We start from the raw sequence: 23880 nt of genomic DNA on the forward strand, positions 1-23880 counted from the left end.
TGTATTGGTAACTCTTTTATCCCAAATTATGCATGGCAAAAGGAGTTAAAAATTTTTTTCTATTCACTTAATTTGGATTTATCGGTTTTCAGGTAATATATTTAATATCTGATTAAAGTGTTTCACGTGAAACATAGCATTAAGGGCAGGGTTTTTATAGGCAATAAGAGGAATACCTGCCCTTTTTGCAACTTTTTCATCAACCTCTGAATCTCCAATATACATGGCTAATTCATTAGATACTCCAAAGTGATCTAAAATTTTTTGTACTCCTTCTGGATGAGGCTTAGGCTTTGATACATCGAGGGCACATACAATAAGATCAAACCATTTCTTAAGATCAAACATTTTAACCAATAGAGGCATTGTGGTACTTCTATTGGTAGATATTGCCGTAAAAAATCTCTTCTTTTTTATTTCAGACAAAACGTCTGGTACTCCCGGCTCAAACTCCATATACTGTATAAAATCATCATAGGAGAGATTTCTTGCAATATCCAGGGCCTGATCCATCAATTCCGGAAAATTTCTAAAGAGAAATTTTACTGATTCTTCAGCTGTGTGCATGTGAACGAAGTGGAATTCCTCCTCAGTAATAGGAGGCCTACCTGCAAGACTACATATGCGATTATAGTATTCAAAATTTGCTTTTCTAGAATCAAAAAGCACTCCGTCACAATCAAATATTAGAAGCTTTATCTGATCGAGTTTTCTATTCATAATAGTTTATCAATCTTATTTTGAAATTTAAATCCTGAAAGACAAACATTTGAATTAATCCCTTTTGCCTGAATAAAAAATTTGTGTGAATCCCCCATCCCCTGAGGTAATAAAAGCATTTTTATACCGGCAAGAGCTGGAGAAAAAGGATCCAACCCCTTGGGATAAAGAGTTTCTATAACCTTTTCTATCCCCAATGAAGCTAGAAAACTCCATTGATTACAAAAACCAATAGGTTGAAGATTTAATTCAGATCCCCACTCTAACATATCAGTAAAATTAACATGATGAGTAATATCACGTTCCCCAGGATTTGAATACAAATCATCACTTAAAGTGTGCTGATAAAAAGCCCTGAGCGTCCCTCTTTTTCTTAAAGGACTGTAGTAGTCTCTCCTAGAAAAACCATAATCAATGGTAAATAAAAAGCCTTTTTTAAGGACATTTGCCACCTCAGATAGCCAGTCCTTTAAGATTAAATTAATTTCTGTACGATATCCCAAATCAACATTACCTAAATATTGATGAATATAGGACTGAAGCCTTTCATCAGAAAGGCTACCATAGGTTTCTGTAAGATGTTTTCTATCTTCATGAGATATATATACTTCGAAAAAACCCTCTTCCCTCTTTTCAATCATATGAACTGGAAAGGCATCGATAAGTTCATTTGAGACAATACAACCATTGATAGACCCAATTTCCTCTAGACTATTAAACCAGGTACATGGAAATTCTTTTAATAAATCCCTTTGAACCGCCTCCAAAGACCCTATTGGTTCCACAATAAAAACTTTTAAATGAGAATAAAAGTCAGGTAAATTGGTCCTAATATAGTTGAGAATGTCATGCATAAAAAGGCCAGACCCAGCACCTATTTCACATAGGTTAAACTCATCTTTTCCTAAAAGATTCCACATTTCATAAAGTTGAAGGGCGATAACGCCTCCAAAGACAGGACTGGCATGAGGAGATGTAACAAAATCGCCGGACCTACCAATAGGAACATGCCCTCTGGCATAATAACCATGATGAGGATAATAAAGGGCCATTTCCATAAATTCGGCAAAGGTAATTGGTCCAGAATTGTCGATTTTTTCAAAAATAATCTGCTCTAATTTTATGGAATTCCCCTTAATGTTGTGGTACATATTCATTTGTTGTTTATAACCTGTTTAAACCGATTTTGAAAGACTGTCAAAAAAATGTTGAAAAATGTTAAAGTTAATTTTACAAAAAAACTATACAATTTTTTTCAACAAACTTTAGAAAAAATTAAATAATAATTTCAGTTAGTTACGATTAATTAACAAAATAACCAACCCTTATTCTTACTTTTTTAATAAATTAAAGAAAAGAGGAAGATATGTTACGGGCAGTTGTAAAAAAAAGTCTAATTCTTGATCCACTTTCAAAGATTCAAACTGTCGTAGACAAAAAAACCACAATGCATCTCTTGAATAACGTGCTTATATATTCAGAAGGTGGAAAACTCTCCCTAGAAGCCACTGACCTTGAAATTAGTTACAAAGGGACTTTTGACGTTGAAATACAGGATGAAGGCGAATTAACTGTAAATGCTAGAAAACTATATGATATTATAAGGGAACTTCCTACTGAAGAATTTCTACTGGAACAGCTACCTGACAATTGGCTACGAATAAATATTGGTGATAAGGGAGAGTATAAAATAGGAGGCCTACCAGTAGAAAATTTCCCTCGTTTTACATTTTTAAATAATGGAAAAGGCTTTGAATTAGAACAATCACATTTAAAAAAGATGATATTGAAAACGGTCTTGGCTGTAGCTACTGATGAATCGAAATATGCCCTTACAGGGCTCCTAATCGAAAGTGATAGGGAAAATAAAGTTCTAAGAGCGGTAGGTTCAGATAGTCACCGGTTAAATCTTATGGAAGTTCCTATGCCTGAAGGTCTAGATTCTGACATCTCATTAATAATTCCTAGGAAAGGGGCCTTAGAAATAATAAAATTATTGGATAAAGAGTTGACAGTCAAAATTGAAACAGATGAAAAGTTTCTTCACCTAGACTGCGGTAACGAGCATTTGAATATAAGATTGGTAGATGGATCCTATCCAGATTATAGGGCAATTCTCCCAGAGGAAAGGATAAGAAGCGTAATTTTTGATAGAGTAGAAATGATTAATATCTTAAAAAGAATTTCCATTGTTTCACCGGATCCTGAGGTAAAGGGCGTAAAAATGCTTTTTACACCAGGAGAGGTGCTTGTAGAATCAATGAGCAAAGAATCCAGTGATGCAAAAGAAAAAACAACAATAAATTACGATGGCGAGCCTTTTGTAACAGCATTGAATGCCCGTTATATGATAGAAACATTAAATGTTATGGATTCAACTGAGATAAAACTCACAATTAATGATGATGAATCCCCATGTATTTTAGAAGGTGATGAGGACAAAGGATTTTTAGCCTTAATAATGCCAATGACCCTGGAAGAAGAATAAAACAATCCTCAGGGGAAAAAAAACAGCATTTCGCTAAACGCTTCCGAATAGAGGCTTAGGGACTAAGCAATAGATATTAGATAGGCATTCTCCCTGCATGTTAAATACCTAATAGCAAAATAGACGGGGTATTTTCCAAACACTAGAATAAAAAAGAGGAGTGGAGTTAAATGACCCAAAATAGTTCTGATTACGAGGCTAAACAATTAAAGGTATTAAGTGGCCTAACAGCAGTACGAAAAAGACCTGCAATGTATATAGGAAATACAGGAGAAGAAGGACTTCATCATTTAGTATATGAAGTGGTTGATAATAGTATAGATGAAGCCCTAGCAGGCTATTGCACAAAAATACTCATAACAATACATGAAGATAATTCAATTACAATTGAAGACAACGGGAGAGGTATTCCTGTAGACATTCATCCAACTGAAAAAATACCAGGTCTTGAACTTGTAATGACCAGACTCCATGCAGGGGGAAAATTTGATCATCAGACATACAAGGTTTCAGGAGGACTTCACGGAGTTGGTGTTTCAGTGGTCAATGCCCTATCACTATGGCTGAAGGCAGAAGTTTACAGAGATGGTTACATATGGACACAGTCGTATAAAAGAGGTGAACCAGAAGGTCCGCTACAACAACTAGGCCGAACAAAAAAAACTGGAACAAAAATAACTTTTAAACCCGATCCAGAGATTTTCCAAGAGACTACAATATTCAAATACCCAATATTACAAGCACGTATGCGCGAACTCGCCTATCTTAATCCTGCAGTAAAAATCATTCTACATGACGAAAGAAGTGGGGAGAAAAACGAATTTCACTACAAGGGTGGAATATCAAGTTTTGTAGAATATTTGAATCGAAACAAGGACTTGGTAAATGAAAAACCAATCTATATCGAAGGTGCTAAAGATAATGTCGAAGTAGAGGTGGCATTTCAATACAATCGCGGCTACCAGGAAAAGGTCCTCAGCTATGTAAATAATATTAGGACAAAGGAAGGCGGAACTCATGTAGCTGGTTTCAGAATAGCATTGACAAAATGTCTTAATAAATATGCAAGTGACGACGTGGTACCCAAAAAATTACGGGAAAAGATGGAAGGAGAAGACGTTCGAGAGGGCCTAACCTGTGTAATATCGGTTAGAGTGCCAAATCCTCAGTTTGAAGGGCAAACAAAGACCAAATTGGGTAATAGTGAGGTAAGATCAATAGTAGCTTCAATAGTAAGCGAAGGACTTACCACATATCTTGAGGAAAATCCATCTGTTGCAAAAAAGATCCTTCAAAAAGCAGTTGAAGCAGCTAGGGCACGGGAGGCTGCAAGGAGAGCAAAGGAACTGGCTAGGAAAAAGGGTTCTGGAAATGAACTGTTAATGGCTGGAAAATTAGCCGAATGTCAGGAGAAAGACCCAGAAAAAAGAGAAATATTTATTGTAGAGGGAGATTCAGCTGGAGGTAGTGCAAAACAGGGAAGAGATAGACGTTTTCAAGCAATACTACCCTTACGCGGAAAGATAATGAACGTCGAAAAGGCCAGATTCGATAAAATGCTTGCAAGTGAAGAGATAAAACAGCTGATAGCAGCGCTAGGTACGGGAATAGGACCAGAAGATTTTGATCCTGATAAGGTCAGATATCATAAAATCATTATTATGACAGATGCTGACGTTGACGGAGCTCATATTAGGACCTTACTTCTAACCTTTTTCTACAGACAGATGATTGATTTAATAGATAGAGGATATATTTATGTTGCTCAGCCCCCACTTTATAGAGTTTCAACAGGCAAAAAAAATGAACGTTTTTTAAAGGATGATGATGAATTAGATTCCTTTTTGTTTGAAAGGGTGACCAAAGATTTAAAAATCCGTATTCAAGGTTTTGATAAAACCTTTGAGGGAAATGAAGTAAAAAAATTATTTAATAAATTATCTAATTATGAAAAAGCCGTAACCGAACTCTGTAAAAAAGGCTTATGGAAAGAAGTAATTCAGGATATTTTTGAATTGAATATTTCCTCACAAGATCAATTTGATGACTATGAATATACCGTAAATTTAACAAAGAAGTTCAAAGATAAAGGATATATAGTAGGACCAATAAATCCATCATCAGGAGAACATGGAGGATATGAATTCAATATAGCAAAAAGAGATTTAGCGTATTTAAATACTACGATTGGTCCAGAATTATTGGTATTACCTGAATTTCATAGAGCAATAAAAGCATATCAAAAAATATCTGATTTTTTTGGAAAAGAATTCTTTGTGATATCCGGCAATGAAGAAAAGAAATTTGAAGAAATTGAAGTTATGCTGGATTACATAAGAAATCTTGGAAGACGAGGCCTAAATATTCAAAGATATAAAGGTCTTGGAGAAATGAATCCAGATCAACTCTGGGAAACCACCATGAATCCAGAAAAGAGAAGACTCTTAAGGGTAACAATAAGTGATGCAAATGAAGCAGAAAATTTATTTACAACTCTAATGGGAGATAAGGTTGAACCAAGAAAAGAATTTATACAGCAACATGCTCTAGAAGTAGAGGAGCTGGATATATAGTAGTAACTAGCAAAAGGAGGCAAAAAGGATTTTTCTTTTTCATATCAGGTCATTGCCCATACTACACGACACCAGGATAATATGCTTTAATCATTCTTCCTTCTACTGTTTTACAGGAAAACAACGACTGAATCACTATATCATAAATTGGCAGAATGTGGTGTCGTGTAGTATGTGTTTATACGAATTTTACATCACCATCAACTATTTCAATTACATTTCCATTATCAGCTTTTATCAATAAAAATCCCTTACGAGAAAGACCAACTATATCACCCGATATTGCTGAGTCATTACATGTAACAATGACTTTTTTTCCAATTGAGGAAGAAAGGCTTTCCCATTTTGAATATATATATGATGATCCCTTGACAATATAATCAGAAATTTGTCGATCTAAATGATCAAGAATTAATGACAATAGATACATTTTATCTACATTATTAATACCTTCTCTTTCAAGAGTAGTGATTTTTTCTTGAAGATCATTAGGGTAGTCCTCTAGCGTACCCCTAATATTTAACCCAATACCCACAACTATCGTTGTTAGCCTTTTCTCTGATTTTGCTTCAACAAGAATTCCAGCTACTTTTCTGCCTTTAATTAAAATGTCATTAGGCCATTTAATGGACACACATGGGACACCAATTTCAGTTAATGCATGATGTAAAGATATACCTGCAATAAGAGGAATTGTGGAAATGATTGGAGAAGCAGTGTTGTCATGAATAGTGCAAGAAAAATAAAGGTTTCCAGGAATATGTGAAATCCAGTTTCGAGCCTTTCTACCACGGCCTTTGGTCTGGATGTCTGCTAGGATGACTAGTCCATCCTTTTTTAAGAGTTCTGGATCATTTAATGCAAGAGAATTAGTTGATTCGACTTTATTTAAATGTAAAAGCCAGCGTCCAACATGGACCCTGGCTTTATTAAAGGGGATTATTTTTATTTGGTTCATATTTCTTTAAATTGGCTGTAAGACAAAGAGCAGCTGTTTCTCCACCACTGATTCATTTAATTTAACGCATATTTCTTTTACTTGAGCATCAAAAGGCGCTGTTATTGCATTTTCCATCTTCATAGCTTCGAGATTTGCAATCTCTTCTCCTTTGTGTACTATGTCTCCTACCTTTATCTGGCCACGTTTTGGATTTCCAATTCTCCAAACATTTCCATTAATTGGAGCACCAATTTCATTTGGAGCCTTGGCCATCCTAATCTCTTTCTTTTTGGCCCTAGGGGTCTTTACAGTGTAAACCCTGGTCTTGTTATTTACCTTCATTACCACGTGAATCTCACCTTCGTGTTCAGCACCAACAGAGACAAGTTCAATACAGTAGGGTTTACCCATCAGTTCAAACTCTACCTTATCACCAGGACGCCTGAGACCATTTCTCCAAACATCGGTAGGAAGTACCAGAGGAGCGTCTCCATATTCTTCTACGAACTCGAAGAGTCCAAGGGCATCCTTTGGATGCATCAAATAAAGGATAAATTCCTCTTCAGTAGGTGTTCTGCCCAATTGTTCAGCAAGATTTTTTCGTATAGTTTCAAGATCGTCTGGTTCTAATGAATCCAGTGGAGATAGCTCTTTTCTCTCCTTAATTTTTTCTTCCCATTCATCACCAAATGCACTTTTATAAACCCATTCATCAGGCCACCCCATGGGAAGCTTACCATATCCACCTAGGAGCAAGTTTTTGAAATCCCCAGGGGCGTTCTTAAATAGACCAAGGAGTTCATTTTGCTCTTCCTCAGTCATGGCATCAAAGTCTTGATTCTTTTCTTCTACAAATTTAGTGAGAAGCTCTATGACGTGCTCAACCCCAGCCTCACCCTGTTCCTTTGCATATCTGTTAACAATACCAGAACAGGTGACCCATGTTATTTGAGATCCTGGAGTAACGTCAAAATACCGTACTATCCTGTTATAAAGGCTCATGACCTTCAAAATAGCAGGCATGAGGTGTAGGAAACCACCTTTTTCAGCCTGTTCAAAAGAACTTGGAAAAGCGCCTCCTGGCATCTTATGAAAGGTAACATTGTGATCAAATCCCTTGAAAGGAGATTCTGCCCAGTCATATTGGCCTATCCATTCCCTTACCTTTTGAACTGCTGCTTCTGCCGCCTCCCTGTTTAAATGAACCTTTATACCTGATTCCTCGAAATACGCCTGTACAGCAAGGATTGGTGGTTGTCCGTAAAAACGGGTAAGAGAATCTTCTTCTGCATCAACTATTTTTGCTCCAGCCTGTGCTGCAGCGAGCAGAGCTGGAAGCGCGAGGCCATCTGTGGCATGTCTGTGGTATTGGATGACCATATCTGGATATGCATCAAGGATGGCGGAAACAAGACTCCTTATGCGTTCAGGACTTCCAACACCAGCCATGTCTTTTATACACAGAACTATTTCATCAGTACCACCACAAAGATCTACTATCTCTCGTACACATCCTAGATAATATTCATTGGAGGTCCAATCTGCCTGGGTAAATGAGATGGCCGGTTGGAATAGCCGACCTCTCTTCATAACAACCTCTGCAACGGACCTCATGTTTCTAATATCATTCAAGAAGGAAAAGCAACGCCAGACGTCTATATCAACATTTGCCACAACGTATTCTATGACGTTTTTTGGATAGGGTCTGTATCCCCAAAGATTGGTCTCTCTAATTAGGGTCTGTAGCAAGACGCTGGGCATCTTTTCCCTGAATATTCTGAGTTCCTCAAAGGGGCTCTCTTTCCTGTTCATAACCCCTACGTGCCACCTTGCTCCACCGTGGCATTCTGCACTAAAGAGATTCATCTCTTCATAAAACGGAGCAAGTGTTGCTAGGTCAAATATTCGATGACGATTTTTATAGTCTGATTGACCAGCATCTCTCATTCCCGTAGAGGTTATCATAACCCCGTCTAGGGACCTCAATGTATTGACTATCTCCCTTGGGGTCATCCCCGGCCTAACATAATTCTTTTTTGTGGTGTTGTTTTGTTTCTTCATGGCTACATCCAATCCTGTGGTCCTAATGCTGAAATTCTGGCTACATATTTGGCTATTTTTAGGGCCTCATCTTCACTGTCCCGTTCTTTAAACATGGAAACTAGTTCATCCATGTGTTCTTCTATAAAACGAGTTGAAAATTCTCCCCTACGAAATGCCTCATGGCGAATAATGCTTAAAAGTAGAGGAGCTAGAGTTTTTACTCCCTCAATTCTTAGATTTCTGCTCAAAGTCCTGTCCATCACGGCAATTGCACCGTCTCTGTCAGGGCCAGAGGTCATTATGAGCATGAATAGGGAATCATAATAAGGTGGAATATCAGCACCTTCGTACACCCCCTGAGCGATCCTAACTCCAGGACCTTGTGGAACTTGAAGCCTTGTAATAGATCCAAAGGATGGGCTGAACGTGCGAGGATCTTCAGCGTTAATTCTGACCTCTAGGGCCCACCTGTTAGGGCTGATTGAACTCTGTCTGAAGGTAAACTCCTTGCCTTCTGCTGCATCGAGCATAAGGCCCACAATATCCATTCCAGTTATCAGTTCTGTGACTCCGTGTTCTACCTGTAGCCTGGTATTAACTTCCAAGAAATAAAATTTTTTGGTAGCTGAATCAAAGATAAATTCCACAGTACCAGCGGTTTCATATCCAATTTCGCGCATAAGTCTTGTGGCTGTGTAGCAGATCTCATGTCTCAAATCGTCGTTTAGACTTGGCGATGGGGCCTCTTCTATAATTTTCTGATTTCTCCTCTGGATAGTACATTCTCGCTCGTATAGGTGGTAGACATTTCCAAACTTGTCTGCCACCACTTGGACCTCGATGTGACGGCCTTTTTCAATGTATTTTTCAACTAAAAGCTTATCGTCACCAAAGGCCTTTTTTGCCTCACTCTTTGCCTGGTTGAGGGCTGAAGGAAGTTCTTCTTCGGATTCTACCTTAACCATACCTTTACCACCGCCACCTGCAGCGGCCTTGATCATTATGGGAAATTCAACAGCTTCTTCCTTCATCCAGTCCTTGATTTGTTGTACATCTTTTACATCTGTGATTCCAGGTATTGTGGGGACATTAGCTCTCATTGCTAGCCTTTTGGCCTCAATTTTGTCCCCCATAGCCTTTAATACACGTGGAGGAGGTCCTATCCATATTAGCCCACAATCTTTTACCATTTGAGCAAATTCGGCGTTTTCTGCCAAAAAGCCCCACCCTGGATGAATTGCATTTGCACCTACCTTTTTAGCCGCATCTATTATCTTCTCCATGTTTAAGTATGATTCTGCAGGAGGTGCATCACCGATGTGCACGGCCTCATCGCTCATTAATACGTGATAGGATAATCTATCTGGTGTACTGTAAACCGCTGTTGTTGGAATCCTTCTGTCCCTGCATGTATGCATCACCCTTACAGCAGGGACCCCCCTGTTTGCAATAAGCACCTTTTTTATTTGTGTTTCGTGTTTTTTTGTCATTTGACTGCTCCTTAGGCTAAAAAAGAGGGTTTAAATTCTATGACATGAATTTGAAAATTTTTCAAGTTCTCCATTAATGAATGGAAATTTTAGATATATATATATTCTTCTAATTCCATTAAGTTGGCTAAGGGAATCAGTGACTAATTTTTAATATTGTGGTAGTATTTTTAATAAAAAAGTGAGGTTTACTAAAGATATCATATAGATGATAGGAGATGAAAATGGAGTGTCAAAAAGAAAAAAACAAAGAACGTTGTAATTGCACATACGAACCATGTCCAAGGAAGGGAATCTGCTGTGAGTGTTTGAGGTATCATTTAAAAATGAGACAGCTTCCTGGATGTTGCTTTCCAAAAGATGCAGAGGCTACATATGACAGGAGCTTTGAACACTTTGCAAGGCTTGTCCAGTCAGGGGTCTTATGATTCGGCCTACTAAATCATAGTCAAAGGTTTCTGTAATCTCTACCTCATAAAAGGCCCCGGATTCACCAATGCCTTCATTAATATATACTATTCCATCAATTTCCGGGGCCTGATATTCAGTTCGTGCCGAAAGTAAAAGGTCTGTTTCCTTGCTATGTCCTTCTATTAGGACAGGAATACGTTTTCCTAAAAATTTTTTTAAGCGATTTTTTGAGATTTCCTTTTGAACCTCAAGCACCCTTTCCTTTCGTTCAATTGCGATCTCTTTTGGAATTTTATTTGGAAGCTTTGAACTCTTTATCTCATCCTCATCCGAATAAGCAAAACATCCAAGATGATCAAACTGAACTTCTTCTATAAAATTTAAAAGGTTCTCAAAGTCCTCTTCTGTCTCTCCTGGAAATCCTACCATAACAGTGGTTCTTAGTGCAAAAGCAGGAAATCTTTCCCTAAGCATTGTAAACAGCATTTTGAGTTTTGAACTGTCATAGGACCTTCCCATTCTTTTTAAGATCTTGTCTGAGGCATGTTGGATGGGAATGTCAAGGTATTTACAAACATTTTCCTTATCTGCCATTGTCTCAAGGAGTTTCAAGTCCACGCCCTGGGGATGAAAGTACAAAAATCTGAGCCAATTAATATTCGTTCTGTCAGATACTTCTCTAACTAGGTCACAAAGATCTTTCGAGTCCCAGTCCCATGAGGTAAGGTCTTGGCCTACAAAGGTTACTTCTTTTATGCCTTGTTCTTCTAAAAGTTCCAATTCTTGAACAATATCAGTAAGAGGCCTAGAACGTTTAGGACCTCGAATTTGCGGAATAAGGCAAAAGGTACATCTATTGGAACAGCCTTCAAGCACCTTTAAATAGGCCCTCCAAGGAGGGGTCGTTATGAGCCTTGCAGGTCCGTTGAGGCCTATTTCAGGATAGGCAACGGGTTCTTCCTTGGGAAGAGAAGCTATAATTTTGGCTATAACTTGACGATCAAGTCTGTGTCCGAAAAAAATGTCAACTTCAGGAAGCTCCTTAATCAATTCATCTCTATATCTTTTAAAGAGACATCCCATAACCACCAATACCTGGCCTTTTCGTTTTGTGTGTGCGAGTTCAAGAATAGTTTCTATGGATTCTTCAACAGCCTCTTGTATGAAGGCACACGTATTTACGATAATCAGATCGGCATCATGATGGTCTTGGGTAATACTACCCCTTGGAAATATCTCAAGGATAGCACTTAAGGCCTCTTCTGTATCAATACGATTTTTGGGGCATCCGAGACTGACTACGAAGATCTTCATTTAAGAATTCCAGGAAATATTCCTTATCTCAGTGATTTCGTTTTCAGGCCCCATAATAAGCACGGTGCTTTTTCCCTGATGAATTTCTGGTTCTGAATAAAGGGCATAAGAAACCACGATTATAAGATCGCCTACTGCCCCTTTTCTAGCGGCAGCGCCGTTTAGGCAGACCTCTTTTGATCCCCTTTTTCCTTCAATTACATAGGTGTCAAAACGCTCTCCGTTTGAGATATTGTAAATTTTTATCTTTTCAAAGGGACGCAGATCTGCCAGCTCCATAAAGTCTTTGTCAAGAGTGAGGCTACCTTCATAGTTGAGGTCGGCCTTTGTTACAGTAGCACGATGAATTTTTGATTTAAGCATATATCTAAACATGGTACTTCTTCTATAAAATTGTATTATCAATTAATCTGGTATTTCCAACCCATACTGCCAAGGCAATCAAAGTGCCAGATGGACAGTCTTCGGTTTCCTTTAAGGTGGTTGAATCACCAATAAAGATGTAATCGATCCGGGTGTTAGGAGTTGAATGTATAAGTTTTTCCATTTCTTTTTTTATTTCTTTTGCATTTTTAATTCCTGTCTGATGCAATTTTTTTGCAAGTTCTAATGCCTTGAATAGGCAAAGAGCACTTTTTCTTTCGTCGCTAGAAAGATACGTATTTCTTGAACTCATGGCAAGACCATCTTTTTCTCTAACAACTGGATGGCTCTTAATTTTTACCGGCAGATTGAGGTCCTGTACCATCCTTTCGATTACCTTGAGTTGTTGAAAATCTTTTTGTCCAAAAACTGCTACATGAGGTTGGACGATGTTGAATAATTTCAATACGACTGTTGCAACTCCCCTAAAATGTCCTGGTCTTTTATCACCACAGAGCCCTTTGCTGACTCCTTCGACTTCGATCCATGTTTGAAATCCTTCAGGATACATGTATTTAGAGTTTGGAAAGAATATGCAATCCACACCCACAGATTTTGCAAGGTCAATATCTCTTTTGAGGTCTCTGGGATATTTATCAAGGTCTTCATTTGGACCAAATTGGGTAGGATTTACAAATATGCTCACCACGACCTTGTCTCCAAGGTGGCTAGCCATTTCCATGAGAGCTAAATGCCCCCTGTGAAAATATCCCATAGTTGGGACAAAAGCTATTTTATTTCCCTTTGTCCTTTCGTTTTGGGACCATTCAATCATTTTATCTATGGATTCAATGACTACAATCGAACTATTCACATTCCTCTTCAAGGCTACATACTCCATCATTAAGTTGAAATTCGTTATTAAGACCCTCTTTTAAAGTAGGAAATGGGCCAAAACAATGCTGTTCTATGTAGGAAATGATGTTTTTTTCACCTTTTATAAAAAGCATACCTCCTTCACTCTTGTCAATGAGGACGGGGATTTCGTTTATACCTAAAAGCTTTAGAGTCATAATATTTATGTGTGGATCATAGTATTTTTCAGGCGTTATTCCTGGTAGGATTATTTCGTCTATCTTTTCTATTGGATTAAAGTGAAATTCACACTGATTGCATCCTGTTAGGGCATTCAAGACCTTTTTACAATGAGAGCAATCTTTTGAAAAAATTAGATAAAGAGTTTTTGAGGGATCGGAACAGGTTTTAACCGCATATGTTCCTGAATCAAGATTCTGATCTGTTGGTAACATTCCAGCTTCATAATTTAATAAAGAGGATGCGATAATCCCAGCCATCACAATTCCAGTCCCTGTAATGAACTGTTTAAAATCCAATAACATATTGATTATAAAGATAGATGAAAAGATCGTAAGACAATATGAACAAAAGGTCTTTGCAACAAAGAGCTGATAGCTGATAAAGACGGATTCAGCAGCTAGAGATGAAAGTAAAATACATTTTAAAATGAATAAAAATATTTTTCTTCCTTTAGTCTGACGTTTTATGACAAACAATAGGGTAGCTAATACAATAAAAAAGCTTAGACCAATGGCGTTAAATGCATTTGATGGAATATTTGTTAGTTTTTCTACAACCTTGCATCCTTGATTTAAACAATAAATTTCGCCTGTCTTTGATATGGAAAATAATTGAAATCCTATTAGAAGGATACTTAAAATTGATATGATAAATGCAAATTTAATAGCTAGATTACTATTAGATTTCAGAGTCATTTTTAACAATCCTTTTTTATTGTCTTAAATTCAGAAATTAGGTATTAGTTGGTTGCATTATTAAGGTAAAAGGGTGTCCAGTTATTTTTGATACCAATTGCAATGGCAACTGGAAGAGCTCTTTTTGCATTCCATTCTTCATTCCAAGATTCGATCTCTATCTCGTGTTTTTTGCTGGTATACTTAAATGCCAAGTCTTCAAATTGATCTACAATAGCGCAGTCCCAACCTTCTTTTTTAATTTCTGAAAGATTATCTTCTGATAATTCTTCAGGTGGATCTTCTTTAATATCTATAGGCCTTGTAACTATTTTTTGACAGTATGTAAGTACCTTTTTTTCTTGGTTAAAATTATATGACACCAATAATAGCCCCCCTCCCCTTGCACCTAAGGGGCCTGAGGTCGTAGTAAAGACAATGGAGTGAGCATCTCCATTTAGACGAAAAAAGGCCTTTGTATTAGGGTTTTTCATAGATACTATCATTCTAAGCTGTCTATCAAGAAGATTGGTTATTGAGGTCTTTAAAATAACATCATCACTTAGACCTTTGGCACGTTCATATGCTCTAAGTCCAGATCTCATAGCCATGGAAAGTATGAGCACTAGAAAGGAAGTAAGCGTTATTGATACGATTAGTTCAAGGAGGGTGAATCCAGCGCAGTCTCTGCCTCGCATATGGACTGAGGTTTGATATTGAGGAGTTAGCGGAGTTGAGCGCTTTTTGTCCTTTTGATAGGTTGGCATGTAGCTTTCCTGTAAAAAATCCATCCTTTGGGGCATTACCTCCATGACACAATAGTAAAGATTCGCCCTTTAGGAGAAAAAATCTTGATGGTCATTTTTTTTAACTCATCAATTTCAAATACCTTTTCTTCCTCTTCCTGGTCAACAGAGCTGGTGTCTTTTATTCTTACATTTAGATCGTCATAGTTTACTGAATAGCTCCAACCTTCCATGCCCTCTATTTCTCCCTCCATTTCTTCTTTGGAAGATTCTTGATTCAAGCTGGAGGTTTTATGCATTACTAACCTTGCAGCTCTCCCTGCCTCCTCCATTAAAACTGCTCTCATGTTAGATTGGTGGCCCTGACTTAGGCCAGACAATGCAATTCCTAGGGCTATACCACAGATGGCAGTTGCCACCAGTACTTCCATGAGCGTAAATCCTTTTTGGGATAAGCCTTCAGATGGCATTTGTTTTTCGATTTTATTTCTAACCTTCATCCTTCTCCAATTTAAAAGAACCAAAAAATTTATTGATTTGAAATCGATATAGAGTTCCATCTGGCATTGAGAAGATAATAGTTCCCCCGGTGGAACTCCCATCGGGATAAAATGTTATTGAATAAATTCCTTCATCAAATTCTTCTACCCCCTCTCCTCTAATCTCTACATCTTCTGGGATGGTAATCTTATCTTCTCCTTCAATTCCAAAGGCCCTTTCTTCGCCGTAAATCAGCAAATTGACAGCTCTTCCCTGACCAATGCTCTTGGACCTTGCAAGGCTAAGTGTCTGACCAAATTTGTTCAAAAGGCCCTTGTCCTTGGTGCCAAGAAGGCCGCGTCCTACAGAAAGGAAGACCAGTGAAGAGGCAATGCCAATTATAAATAGCACTACAAGTAATTCTATTAGAGTAAATCCCTTAAAATTTAACATAGCCATAAAATATAATTTATTTTTTGAAATTTGCATTCAAAACACTAGAATATAAAAATATGTCTTTTATTTTTATACTTGCTGAATTTATGATGTTCCGTTTGGGTACACACCAAATCGTCCCCTCGCAGATGAATATAAGGGTTGTGCGCTACTAGGTAGAAGGAAGAAGGGAGAAGGTAGAAGTAAAAGAAAGGAATTTTGAATCTTGAATTTTGTATTTTGAATCATAAACTTTTTATCTGCCTCTGGCTTTTATACAGGCAGGCCTACCTGTTGGCAGGCAGGGCTTGCTTCTACCTTCTTCCTTCTACCTGTAATTATGACTATTTTCACGGTATCATTTATTTTGATCCAAGGATTATAGGATATGGACATAAAAGAACTTAAAAGACTTATTGATGTGGCTTCAGGGAGAACTGAGGCAGATATCCTTTTAAAAGGCTGTCGGCTTTTAAATGTATTTACGGGAGAAATTTATACTACCAATATTGCCATTTCAGGCAAATGGGTTGCTGGCATCAGTGAGAACTATTCAAAGGCCAAAATTGTAAAAGATTGCAAATCTAAATTTGCCATACCAGGGCTAATAGATTCACATATCCACATTGAAAGCACAATGTTGAGCCCCAGGGAATTTACAAGGGCGGTTATACCTCATGGGACCACCACAGTGGTTATAGATCCTCATGAAATAGCCAATGTATGCGGTATTGCCGGTATTGAGTACATGCTAGAGGCAGGCAAGGCCTTACCTTTAAATTTTTACGTCATGGCCCCATCTTGTGTACCTGCCACGGATCTTGAGACCTCGGGTGCAGAAATTAGAAGTGATGATCTTGTAGAGTTGTTAAAAGATACAAATATCCATGGACTTGGGGAATTGATGAATTTCCCAGGGGTTGTCTTTAATGTTGATGACGTTATTGAAAAAATAACAGCGGCCCATCAAAGAGGGGTTTTAATTGATGGTCATGCTCCTGGTCTAAATGGTCTTCCACTAAATGCCTATATATGTGCAGGAATATATTCTGATCATGAATGTAGCTCCCCAGAAGAAGCATTGAAAAAGATTAGGCGGGGAATGAATATCTTTATAAGAGAAGGCTCTGGAGCAAGGAATTTAAATGAACTTTTAAAGGCAATAACAATAGAAAATTACAGTAATTTTTCGTTTGCAACCGATGATCGCCATCCCGATGATCTAAAGGACAATGGGCATATAGACGATATTTTGAGACGTGCTGTATCCTTGGGACTACCGCCTATTTGGGCAGTAAAAATGGCTACTGTTAACGCTGCAAGAAATTTGGGCTTAAAGATGAGAGGTGCTATAGCACCGGGTTATTTTGCAGACATTGTCCTTGTTGAAGATTTGAGAAATTTTGAAGTGTGTGAAGTCATTATAAATGGGAAATTGGTCTACTCTGATGGAACTATACAGTGTGATCTTAAAGAGATAGATAGTTCAAGCGTGAACCATACTATCAATATAGGGAATTTTTCCCAAGATTTATTAAAATTAGAGGCCGTTCCTGATCATAAAGTAAATATAATAAAGGTAATAGAACACCAAATAGTAACAGAATGGATGATAGATAAACCCAAAGTAGAAAATGAGCTTGTGGTCTCTGATCCAGAAAGAGACATAATAAAAATAGCTGTCATAGAACGTCACAAGGCTACTGGAAATATCGGTATTGGTCTAATCCACGGCCTGTCAATAAAGGATGGAGCTATAGCGAGTTCAGTGGCACATGACTCCCATAATATAATAACAGCAGGTACGTCAGATAGGGAAATGGCACTGGCAATAGAACATTTGAGATCAATAGGTGGAGGCTTTACTGTAGTAAAAGGAGACACGGTCCTTGCCTCCTGTCCGCTACCTATAGCTGGTCTCATGTCTGAAGATTCTTACGAAGATGTTGCAGACAGACTAGAAGAGGTGATTAATGCATCTAAAGAGATCGGGATCAAGCTTTCAAATCCATTTATGACTCTTTCTTTTATGGCTCTCCCTGTAATACCAAAATTGAAGATAACTGATAGAGGGCTTGTAGATGTGGAAAGATTTAAGTTAATAGGTCTTTGGACAAAATGAACTCAAGAGAAGATTTTTTCTTTTAAAACTGAACTTCATTTATACCAAATATGGCCATGAGCATTGATAGGATGATTCCGCCTATAATGAGCCCCATGACCACAATTGTTACAGGTTCTATGAGGGACAGGAGCATTTTTGTACGAGACTGGATCTTTTCATCAAAGTCGTCTGCCACCTTTAAAAGCATGGTACCAAGATCGCCGGTTTCTTCTCCCACTGCCACTAAGTGGACTAATAAAGAAGGGAATACAGGATCTCTTCTCATAAGAAGGCTCATACTCTTACCCTGACGGACCCCTTTGTATAATTCATCAAGAGAGTCTTTTAGACGAGAATTTGAGATCACTTCTTTGGATAGAGATATTCCCTTTAAAATAGGTATCCCACTTTCTATTAGTGTGCCAAGGGTCCTTGCCATCCTGCCAAATTCAACAAATTGCACTATAGACCCAGCTATAGGAGCCTTTAATATATATGTATCAAAGATACGCCTTCCCTCAGGGGTCTTGAGTTTCCATTTCAGAAAAACGCCTATGGCAAAGATAATTCCTGCGATAATCCACCACCAGTTCTTCAGAAAAGTACTAAATTTTACGATCATCATGGTCATCAGGGGCATTGGCTGGTTTAAATCTTCAAATATTTCCCCGAATTTTGGTACAACGTAAGTGACCAAGATAAAGACTGAAAACATGCCCACTAACAATAGTACTGAAGGGTATATTGAGGAACTTATAATGAATTTTTTTATCTCTCTGCTTCTTTCAAGAAATTCTTCCAAGCGTTTTAACACTTCTGGGAGCACCCCTCCCATTTCACCGACTCTCACCATATTTATATAGAGGGGACTAAATATCTCAGGATATTCTGACAGTGCCTCTGATAGATTTTGCCCTGACTGAATGGCCTGCCTAATAGATGTGACAATTTTTTTTACGATTTCATTGTCTGAGGCATCTGCAACAATCTTTAGGGCCCTTTCCATCTGGACCCCTGCTTGAAGTAGATCTGAAAGCTCTTTTGTAAAATATATTAGATCCTCATGGGAAAAACGTATTCGTTTTTTAAATAGAATTGCCTCTAGGGTCTGAACACGTTTTATCTTTATAGGCTGAAGCCCTCTCCTCGTGAGGTCTTTGATCAGTTCCTGTGCGCTTTTGGCCTCTTCTATAGAATTTTTTCTCTGACCATTTTGATCAAGGTATTCGCATGAAAATCTGGCCATAATTAGTTAGATACCCTGAGTACTTCTTCAAATGTAGTCTGACCAAGGAGTACCTTTTGGAGTCCATCCTCTCTAAGGGTCCTCATGCCATTTGCCTTTGCGGCCTTAAGAATAGATGCGCTGTCTTCACCTCGAACAATTAGGCGGCGTATGGTTTCATCCACCTTTAAGAGTTCATAGATGCCAGTTCTACCAGAATATCCTGTAGTAGCGCAGTTAGGACATCCTTTACCACGCCATACCTCTTTGGGTACGACTGGCTGGTCCGTCCCTTCAATTCCATTCAGTAGTTCTTGATATAATTCTTCATCGATAGGATGAGACTCTTTACAATGGGGGCATATTACTCTCACTAGTCTCTGGGCCATGACCCCTAGGAGACATGAGGCCAAAAGATACGATTCAACGCCCATTTCCTGTAATCTTGTTATGGCACTTGGGGCGTCGTTGGTATGGAGAGTTGAAAAGACTAGGTGCCCTGTTAATGCAGACTGTATAGCAATTTCTGCTGTCTCTGCATCCCTGATCTCTCCAATTAGGATGATGTCTGGATCTTGTCTCAATATTGTGCGAAGGGCATTGGCAAAGGTTAATCCAATTTTTGGTTTTACCTGGATTTGGTTTATTCCATCTAACTGGTATTCAACAGGGTCCTCTACAGTTACTATCTTTTTGTCTGGAGAATTTATGAGGTTCATTACCGCATACAGAGTTGTGGTCTTACCGCTACCTGTAGGGCCTGTTACTAAGATGAGTCCATAAGGTCGTCTTATAATGGACTCGAAATCCATTAATGTATCTGGTGGAAATCCAAGACTTTCAAGTTCTAGTTTGACCTCTCCTCTATTTAGGAGTCTGAGTACAATACTTTCGCCAAAAAGGGTTGGGAGTGTTGAAACACGGATATCAATGTCTCGTTCGCGATCTTTCACCTTTATGCGGCCGTCTTGAGGAAGCCGCATCTCCGCTATGTTCATTTTACCCATGAGCTTTATTCTGGAAGTTATGGCCGGTTGAAGTCTCTTGGCTATTGTCTCAACTTCGTGGAGTACCCCATCTATCCTGAATCTCACTACAAACTTATCGCGGTAAGGTTCAAAATGGATATCAGAGGCCTTAACCTCCAGGGCCTGACTAATTAGATGATTCACCAGGCGGATTACAGGGGCCTCAGAGGCCATGTCCTTTAATTGTTCAGGGTCTTCCCAGAGTTCGTCAATAGCCCTTGCCTCTTCATCTTCTTGACTTTCACCAGATATATCCATATCTGCTTCGTACCACCTATAGATAGTGGCAAGGATATCGTCTTCATTTGCCTTGAAAATTTTAAGGGGTCTGTTGTAAATGTTTTCCAAGACTTCGATAAGATAGAGATCATTTGGCCTTGCCATTGCGATTTTGACCGCATCATCATCAACAGCCACTGGAAGGACCTTCCAGTGGCGCATCTGTTGAGGCGTAAGGCCATTTAAAAGTGGAGGTTTTTCCGGAAAGTCTGCTGGTTGAATTTCCTGAAACATATCAAATAGTTTTCCTATTTCCAACTTACAATGTCTGCATCTTCTCCCTCTCCTCCAGGCTCTCCATCTCTTCCGTAACTCATTAGGTCATAATCTCCATGCTCCCCAGGAGATTTATAGACATAGTCATGCCCCCAGGGATCTTTTGGGATGTCCTTTGGAAGATAGGGTCCAGCCCAATTCTCAAGGCCTTCAGGCTTTTTTCTTAGGGCTTCAAGCCCTTCTTCTGTGGTGGGATACCTACCATTGTCTAGTCTAAATTCATCAAGAGCAGCACCCAATAATTCGATCTGTGCCTTAGCGGCCTTAATCCTGCTTTGAGAGAGTTTTCCAAAAAATTTTGGGGCAACAAGACTTGCAAGAAGACCTATTATTATGACTACCACTAGGAGTTCTATTAAGGTAAATCCCTTTTGATTTGTAGTGATTTTGCGATGTTTCATGATAGAATGCTCCTTATAAATGTGATCAAAATTCGTATCTTCAAAACTTCACATTTTTCAAATATATCCATATCTATGAAAAAGGCAAATACCTTATCCTATGTAGAGATTATGCCCCATCTTCCCCCTTATTTTAGGGACAAGTTGAAGGCCCTCACGTATAAACGAAGGGGTGGAGTCAGTCTTCCTCCTTATGACACTTTGAATCTGGGTCTTTTTGTTGGAGATACCCCAGAGAATTTAGAGAGAAATCTCAGGATAATCTGTAATCACTTTGGAGTGGATCTTGAGAGACTGGTGGCACTAAAACAAGTACATAGTAATAAAGTGTTGGTGATATCAGAGGTACCTGATTCATTAGTTGTTGGAGAGGCAGATGGGTTGGTGACAGATGTCAAGGGACTGGCACTCATGATTCACCACGCAGATTGCCAGGCCATAGTCTTTTTTGATCCCAGGAAACAGATAATTGGGAACTGTCATGCTGGCTGGAGAGGTCTCTCAAATGGAATTGTCGAGAACATGGTTTCAACCATGGTTAGATTTTTTGATTCGAGACCTAAGGATCTTTGGGTTGGCATAAGTCCAGCCCTCGGCCCATGCTGTGGAGAGTTTAAAGGATGGAGGGAGTTATTGCCAGTTTGGATGAGGGACTTCATATTCAATGGAGATCATCTTGATCTAAAGAGAGCAACCCTTAGCAAACTTCATGAGGTTGGAATTCACCCCAATCACATATTCTCATCTAATATATGTACCAGATGCTCCAAAGACTTTTTTTCTTATAGGAGAGATAAAAAAACAGGAAGACTTGGAACGTTGGGAATGTTGACTCCATAGAGGGCAATTTTTTTAAGGTTTACGTTATATTTTGACGATATAAATCTCAGTATAGTTTAAACTCCAAGAGGGTAGCATGTCCATTAATAGGACAATGTTGGTCGTATTGTCTTATTGGATCTAAAAAAATTTTTTTCACCAAGAGAAGGGTTTTCATGTCTGATTTTTGTGGGCTGGATAGAGTTAAATACGACTTTTCCATTAATAAGACCACTATCCTTAATCGAGAGATGTCCCATGCCGCACTAAATCACACTCCCGATCAATTTGAGCGCAGAATTCCAAATGCTTTTTCATTCCTAGAACAAAATGAATTTGTAGCCACTACTGGAAACTAGCTGCTTGGATAGACCCTTTTAATAAGATTTTGGTTAGGAGGAAAGGCGTCAAAATTTGAAAAGGGGGGCTTATGAAGTTTAAATGCGATACTTCTATGTCTATTCGGATCCTTTTGCCAGTAGTGGGCGTAATTATTGTGCTCACAGGTATTCGAATTTGGTGGGCCTGGTTTAACGCAAATAATGAAAAGAATCGCCTTATTGAGTCAGATTTAGATGATCATGTTCGTCTAATGAATCAAGCAGCTATAATAGATAGCTAGGGAAAATCTCCAATTGGCCTTGGTGCTTTCCTCTATAGATGGAGTGAAAGAGGCAATAGGTCTTGAAGACCGATTCTCAGGCATTTGAAGTGCATAATTTGGGATAAACCTGGAATGCTCCCAATGGATTTATGGTAAGGGTTTTAGAATTGTTCATAGATAAACTTCAAAAAGAAGTTCCTGGAAACTGAGAAATTTTAAGTTGATATTTGTGTCTATTATAATCTCCCTTAATTGTTCAGCACACTGATGGCAATAGGTAGTTAATATTCCTGTCTCTTTTAATTTTAAAAGTTGTTTTCTTTTGAGTAAGGTCAACTGCCTTCTATCCTCTAGTCCTAAAAGTCCAGCTCCTGCCCCTCCACCACAGCAGATGCAGTTAGGTGGTGCTGGTTCCAGAGTTTTGACTGAAAAACCATAGGCAGAGAGTATATTTCGTACTGATTTGTAAATCTCTGAGTCAGGTTCTACATTACAAGGATCATTTACTATCACCAATGGATAAGAGTCCATGGCCTGCTTTTGGTTGTTTTTTTTAGGAGGTGAAAGGCGCCCTTTTTTTAAATAACGCCAAATGAGTACAGGGGTAGATAAAATTTCAATATCTGGGAATTGGATCTTTGTAGGCAAAGGGCCAAAGCCTGCCTTTAAAAAGGCATGTTCGCATGAATCCATCAATATTATTCTAGACCCTAGGTTTCTACATGTCTGGATTTTTTGTAAGGAAATGTTTTTTTGGGCATCAATATTACCAGCCATGGCTGCAAAATTTGATTCTTCAAATCCATAGCTTGGGATAGTCCAGTCTGCCTTGGCCATATTGAGGAGAAATGATAGGGCAAGGATCGTCTTAGGATTGAACTTTAAATCTCTTGAACTAACAAAGACTAGGATCTCTGCTCCGGTCTTATCTATAGGAATAGAGAAATCTGGCCTATTTGAAATACGTCTAAGTTCTTGTTCTAGCCACTGGAGTGTTTTTATTACCTCGAATGGTGTAAGAGAGAGCACATTTCCAGTAGTTAAGGTGCGGACATAAAATTCTTTTAAAATTTTTGGTGCAAAGGATTCACCTTGGCATTGTCGCAGGTAGTAAATTATGCCTGGTATATCGATATCAACTGGGCAGTGTCGTCTACACCTGCCACAAAGGGAGCATCTCCAAATCCAGGTAGTATTTAATGCCTCTTCATCAAGCCCTAATAATATCAGCCTCAAAAGTCGTTCTGGATCCATATTCTGAATGCCTGATGCATGACAAACAGATGCACAAGATCCACAGTGAAGACAAGAAAGGAGGTTATTGCCGCATACTTTTAAGATCCTGTCTCTCAAAACATAATTCTTCAAA

General features: G+C 38.5%; 23 protein-coding genes. 7 read left to right on the top strand and 16 right to left on the bottom strand.

What is annotated here, in order from left to right; all coding sequences use genetic code 11:
- Positions 1-78: 78 nt before the first annotated feature.
- Positions 79-720 (bottom strand): HAD family hydrolase, encoded by a 642-nt coding sequence (locus DBT_RS00505; protein ID WP_067615377.1) that lies wholly within the window; start codon positions 718-720, stop codon positions 79-81.
- On the bottom strand, positions 717-1877 hold the full coding sequence (locus DBT_RS00510) for a class I SAM-dependent methyltransferase (protein WP_083186514.1): 1161 nt from the start codon (positions 1875-1877) through the stop codon (positions 717-719). The genes DBT_RS00505 and DBT_RS00510 overlap by 4 nt, the downstream gene beginning before the upstream one ends.
- Positions 1878-2086: 209 nt before the next feature.
- On the opposite strand from DBT_RS00510, the gene dnaN reads away from it, so the two are divergent.
- The gene (gene dnaN / locus DBT_RS00515) at positions 2087-3208 is read left to right on the top strand and encodes a DNA polymerase III subunit beta (protein ID WP_067615379.1); all 1122 of its coding nucleotides are present in this window, start codon (positions 2087-2089) and stop codon (positions 3206-3208) included.
- Positions 3209-3378: 170 nt separating this feature from the next.
- Positions 3379-5781 (top strand): DNA topoisomerase (ATP-hydrolyzing) subunit B, encoded by a 2403-nt coding sequence (gene gyrB, locus DBT_RS00520; RefSeq protein ID WP_067615381.1) that lies wholly within the window; start codon positions 3379-3381, stop codon positions 5779-5781.
- A gap of 178 nt (positions 5782-5959) precedes the next feature.
- Here the strand turns inward: gyrB and DBT_RS00525 are convergent, their stop codons facing one another.
- Genes DBT_RS00525 through DBT_RS00535 form a run of 3 tightly spaced genes read right to left on the bottom strand, consistent with a single transcriptional unit; the run spans position 5960 to position 10254 of the window.
- Complete coding sequence (locus tag DBT_RS00525) at positions 5960-6739, bottom strand: biotin--[acetyl-CoA-carboxylase] ligase (protein ID WP_067615383.1); 780 nt, start codon at positions 6737-6739, stop codon at positions 5960-5962.
- 6 nt (positions 6740-6745) lie between these two features.
- Entirely contained in the window at positions 6746-8782 is a 2037-nt protein-coding gene (locus tag DBT_RS00530; RefSeq protein WP_067615385.1) for a biotin/lipoyl-containing protein, read from the bottom strand.
- Positions 8783-8784: 2 nt separating this feature from the next.
- The gene (locus DBT_RS00535) at positions 8785-10254 is read right to left on the bottom strand and encodes an acetyl-CoA carboxylase biotin carboxylase subunit (RefSeq protein WP_067615386.1); all 1470 of its coding nucleotides are present in this window, start codon (positions 10252-10254) and stop codon (positions 8785-8787) included.
- Between the two features lie 224 nt (positions 10255-10478).
- Here DBT_RS00535 and DBT_RS12805 point away from each other — a divergent pair, with 224 nt between their 5' ends.
- Entirely contained in the window at positions 10479-10682 is a 204-nt protein-coding gene (locus DBT_RS12805; protein WP_083186515.1) for a DUF6485 family protein, read from the top strand.
- Here DBT_RS12805 and rimO read toward each other — a convergent pair.
- The 7 genes from rimO to DBT_RS00570 are packed head-to-tail and all read right to left on the bottom strand — an operon-like array spanning position 10624 to position 15793.
- Positions 10624-11979 carry a 30S ribosomal protein S12 methylthiotransferase RimO gene (gene rimO / locus DBT_RS00540; protein ID WP_067615390.1) on the bottom strand — a complete coding sequence of 452 codons (1356 nt, stop codon included), beginning with the start codon at positions 11977-11979 and terminating at the stop codon, positions 10624-10626. The genes DBT_RS12805 and rimO overlap by 59 nt on opposite strands.
- Positions 11980-12354 (bottom strand): aspartate 1-decarboxylase, encoded by a 375-nt coding sequence (gene panD, locus DBT_RS00545; protein WP_067615392.1) that lies wholly within the window; start codon positions 12352-12354, stop codon positions 11980-11982.
- 10 nt (positions 12355-12364) lie between these two features.
- Positions 12365-13204, bottom strand: a complete 840-nt coding sequence (panC, locus tag DBT_RS00550; protein ID WP_067615857.1) for a pantoate--beta-alanine ligase — start codon at positions 13202-13204, stop codon at positions 12365-12367.
- Positions 13205-13208: 4 nt separating this feature from the next.
- Positions 13209-14135 carry a vitamin K epoxide reductase family protein gene (locus tag DBT_RS00555; protein ID WP_067615394.1) on the bottom strand — a complete coding sequence of 309 codons (927 nt, stop codon included), beginning with the start codon at positions 14133-14135 and terminating at the stop codon, positions 13209-13211.
- 44 nt (positions 14136-14179) lie between these two features.
- Positions 14180-14905 carry a prepilin-type N-terminal cleavage/methylation domain-containing protein gene (locus DBT_RS00560; protein WP_161939873.1) on the bottom strand — a complete coding sequence of 242 codons (726 nt, stop codon included), beginning with the start codon at positions 14903-14905 and terminating at the stop codon, positions 14180-14182.
- Between the two features lie 11 nt (positions 14906-14916).
- Positions 14917-15330, bottom strand: a complete 414-nt coding sequence (locus DBT_RS00565) for a type II secretion system protein (protein WP_161939874.1) — start codon at positions 15328-15330, stop codon at positions 14917-14919.
- A 19-nt stretch (positions 15331-15349) separates the two neighbouring features.
- Complete coding sequence (locus DBT_RS00570) at positions 15350-15793, bottom strand: prepilin-type N-terminal cleavage/methylation domain-containing protein (protein WP_161939875.1); 444 nt, start codon at positions 15791-15793, stop codon at positions 15350-15352.
- A gap of 370 nt (positions 15794-16163) precedes the next feature.
- Between DBT_RS00570 and ade the strand changes: the two genes are divergently transcribed.
- Positions 16164-17897, top strand: a complete 1734-nt coding sequence (gene ade, locus DBT_RS00580) for an adenine deaminase (RefSeq protein WP_067615404.1) — start codon at positions 16164-16166, stop codon at positions 17895-17897.
- Positions 17898-17919: 22 nt separating this feature from the next.
- Here the strand turns inward: ade and DBT_RS00585 are convergent, their stop codons facing one another.
- The 3 genes from DBT_RS00585 to gspG are packed head-to-tail and all read right to left on the bottom strand — an operon-like array spanning position 17920 to position 21088.
- Positions 17920-19125, bottom strand: coding sequence for a type II secretion system F family protein (locus DBT_RS00585; RefSeq protein WP_067615406.1), 1206 nt, complete (start codon positions 19123-19125; stop codon positions 17920-17922).
- 2 nt (positions 19126-19127) lie between these two features.
- Positions 19128-20645: a type II secretion system ATPase GspE gene (gene gspE, locus DBT_RS00590; RefSeq protein ID WP_067615859.1), complete on the bottom strand. Its 1518-nt coding sequence runs from the start codon at positions 20643-20645 to the stop codon at positions 19128-19130.
- A gap of 14 nt (positions 20646-20659) precedes the next feature.
- Complete coding sequence (gene gspG, locus DBT_RS00595; RefSeq protein WP_067615408.1) at positions 20660-21088, bottom strand: type II secretion system major pseudopilin GspG; 429 nt, start codon at positions 21086-21088, stop codon at positions 20660-20662.
- Positions 21089-21163: 75 nt separating this feature from the next.
- On the opposite strand from gspG, the gene pgeF reads away from it, so the two are divergent.
- The 3 genes from pgeF to DBT_RS00610 all read left to right on the top strand — a co-directional run bounded on the left by pgeF (position 21164) and on the right by DBT_RS00610 (position 22529).
- Positions 21164-21928, top strand: a complete 765-nt coding sequence (gene pgeF / locus DBT_RS00600; protein ID WP_161939876.1) for a peptidoglycan editing factor PgeF — start codon at positions 21164-21166, stop codon at positions 21926-21928.
- Between the two features lie 155 nt (positions 21929-22083).
- Positions 22084-22266, top strand: coding sequence for a hypothetical protein (locus tag DBT_RS00605; RefSeq protein WP_067615411.1), 183 nt, complete (start codon positions 22084-22086; stop codon positions 22264-22266).
- 71 nt (positions 22267-22337) lie between these two features.
- Entirely contained in the window at positions 22338-22529 is a 192-nt protein-coding gene (locus DBT_RS00610) for a hypothetical protein (RefSeq protein ID WP_067615413.1), read from the top strand.
- 153 nt (positions 22530-22682) lie between these two features.
- Here the strand turns inward: DBT_RS00610 and DBT_RS00615 are convergent, their stop codons facing one another.
- Positions 22683-23879, bottom strand: coding sequence for a 4Fe-4S dicluster domain-containing protein (locus DBT_RS00615; protein ID WP_067615415.1), 1197 nt, complete (start codon positions 23877-23879; stop codon positions 22683-22685).
- Between the last annotated feature and the right edge of the window lies 1 nt (position 23880).

Source organism: Dissulfuribacter thermophilus (assembly GCF_001687335.1).
Classification (GTDB): Bacteria; Desulfobacterota; Dissulfuribacteria; order Dissulfuribacterales; family Dissulfuribacteraceae; genus Dissulfuribacter; species Dissulfuribacter thermophilus.